At 49.8% G+C, this 2,367-nt stretch carries 4 protein-coding genes; 2 read left to right on the plus strand and 2 right to left on the minus strand.

Translation table 11 applies throughout. The features are described 5' to 3' along the window. On the plus strand, positions 1-584 hold a 584-nt coding region (locus tag KDK15_RS07275; RefSeq protein WP_257294697.1), incomplete at its 5' end, for an ankyrin repeat domain-containing protein. Then, the gene (locus KDK15_RS07280) at positions 575-1,789 is read left to right on the plus strand and encodes an ankyrin repeat domain-containing protein (protein WP_257294698.1); all 1,215 of its coding nucleotides are present in this window, start codon (positions 575-577) and stop codon (positions 1,787-1,789) included. The genes KDK15_RS07275 and KDK15_RS07280, both read left to right, overlap by 10 nt. Here the strand turns inward: KDK15_RS07280 and KDK15_RS07285 are convergent. Both KDK15_RS07285 and KDK15_RS21180 read right to left on the minus strand, forming a co-directional pair. Further along, the gene (locus tag KDK15_RS07285; protein WP_257294699.1) at positions 1,754-2,017 is read right to left on the minus strand and encodes a hypothetical protein; all 264 of its coding nucleotides are present in this window, start codon (positions 2,015-2,017) and stop codon (positions 1,754-1,756) included. The genes KDK15_RS07280 and KDK15_RS07285 overlap by 36 nt on opposite strands. Then, the gene (locus KDK15_RS21180) at positions 2,010-2,351 is read right to left on the minus strand and encodes a VTT domain-containing protein (RefSeq protein ID WP_373691347.1); all 342 of its coding nucleotides are present in this window, start codon (positions 2,349-2,351) and stop codon (positions 2,010-2,012) included. Before KDK15_RS21180 ends, KDK15_RS07285 begins: the two co-directional genes overlap by 8 nt. Between the last annotated feature and the right edge of the window lie 16 nt (positions 2,352-2,367).

A 2,367-nucleotide genomic window follows, 5' to 3' on the forward strand; every position in this document is an offset into this window, starting at 1 on the left:
AACGGAAAATTACCCATTGTTTGTACCCTGAGAAGACGCCACTCCACGTGGCAGCCGCTGAAGGTCGGTCTGATATTGTCAATGGTTTGCTTGAACACGGGGCCAATGCCAATGCCAGTACCAAAGACGGGATAACTGCCCTGCACTGCGCGGCTGGCAAAGGTGATGAGGCGACTGTCAGATGTCTTGTCAAATATGGTGCCAACGTCAATGCTCTCACAACAGATGAGCGCCCTGAGACTCCACTCCAGCTTGCCATGTTAAATGGTCATGAAGCGGCCATGATAGCCCTTATTGACAGTGGCGCTGACATTAATCACCCTGCCCCGGATAAAAGACTCCCACTTCATATTGCAGCAGCAAAAAATTCCCTCAATGCCATTGCGATTCTTCTTGATAAAGGCGCTAATATCAATGCCAGCGTCAGGACCCGCTTCCACTTTGCTGTCGGCAGCAAGACCCCCCTGCATTTTGCGGTGGAACATGGGCAACATAATGCCTCCGGCTATTGCTCGACAGGGGCGCTAATATCAATGCCCAATCCTCATGGTTGCCAAAGGTATCTGACCCTGCAATGGCGTTGAGCAATAATATTTTGAAATTCATGCGGGGAACCGACACATCGACGACTGTAAGACACGGGGAAAGGGAAGAGCGCCGGAAACAGTACGGAAAAACACCGCTTCACATTGCTATAGATACCGGTCAGGCACAGGCCGTTGATCTGCTGCTGACTGCTGGTGCTGCTACCAATGTTCTCATTGGCGATGGTGAGTCTCTATGGAGCTGGACGAACGGAAAGAACAAATTGACTGCACCCATAATCAGGTCGTTAGCTCGTGCCATATGTAACTCTAAGGCGCCCTGTGACGATATGCGTGCAGGGTTACTCGGCGCACTGCTTAAAATCAATGACTGGAATTTATTCGACCAATTGCTCGCCAATACCCCGGATGCTGACATTAATAATCTTCATTATCCGGGTTCCCGAAAATCAGCCTTTTTTGAGGTGGTTAAAGAGGGGCAAAAAGAGAAAATCCAGGCCATGATAACCTTGGGTGCCGACGTTAATGCCCGTGACCATCGTGGATGGACGCCCCTGCACTGTGCCGTCTACAGCCGCCATGGGCAAGACGCCATTAAGGTACTGGTTGCCTCTGACGTTAATGCCAAAAACAACAAGGGACAAACACCTCTGCATCTTGCGGCTAATTCAGGTAAGTCAGAGATTATTGATCAACTGATTGCCCGTGGTGCTTTCGTCAATGCTACCACCGGCAGAACTGGCAGAAGAGTGGGTGTCACACCGGATGGGGGGGTTAAGGATTATCAGGCAGTCAGGGTAGCACTGGGGGTGGCGCGCTTCAAACAGGAGTGTTTCCTGAGGGGGGGCCTGCTGCATAATGGTCGGCGGGACATACCGGATGCGCTGGTTAAGATAGATAACATCGGCATGATGACCCCCCTCCATTATGCAGCCCATGAAGGCCATGTAAAAGCAGTTCAGCACCTGCTTGTCAGAGGTGCTTCCATCAACGAAAGAACCCAGAACGGAATGACACCACTGAAACTTGCAGAATCTGCTCTAATGAAAGCTGAAGAGTCTGAAGCGTCAACCCTCACCGTTAATGCACTCCTCGGGGTAGCCCGGGGGCCAGGCTTGACCGCCGCAGAAGCAAAAGTCAAATCCTACTCAGACATCATCAACCTTCTGAAGAGGCAGGATGCTCAGCCATTAGTAACCCCGGAGCCTTCAATGTTGGGGTCTGCTGGTGTGCAGGCAGAATGAAGCCTGAAACACTGGACACTCTGCTGCGTTACAACTCCGGTTACAGGGCATAGAGTATTCCCGGGCATCGATCAGCAGGTAATTGTCGAGATTGCTGGCAACTGTTTCTGCACTAATAAAATAATCCTCCGGTACTGCATAGGCGAGTCTGAAGGGTAGAATCAGTAGCAGGATGAATAAAATACATCTTTTGACGTATTGATCGGATAATACTGCTTTCTTATTCATTGGAAACAGTCCTCGATTCACGGAAATAGACAGACTTCAGGAAAAAGATCAGTACTGAGATGGCAAAAAGTGTTAACAATGCCATGACGGCAAGACGGCTGCCACCAGTCAGCATTTCTCCGGCATAAGAATAGTTCAGTGTGGCTGGCAGTTGCCCTATACCGGTAGCCACAAGAAAATACCTCAATGTCATCGATGTCAGGCCTGCTCCATAGCTGACCAGGTCAAAGGAAATAAAAGACAGAAGCCTGGTTGAGGTTTCCCCCTGCCAGAAGATGTGAACGTTGAAATCGAGGTATGTGCTCAAAAAGTACTGGTAAATATAAAGCACCATCGTACATCAGCTTTGG

This window comes from Endozoicomonas sp. YOMI1 (assembly GCF_024606345.1).
Taxonomy (GTDB): domain Bacteria; phylum Pseudomonadota; class Gammaproteobacteria; order Pseudomonadales; family Endozoicomonadaceae; genus Endozoicomonas.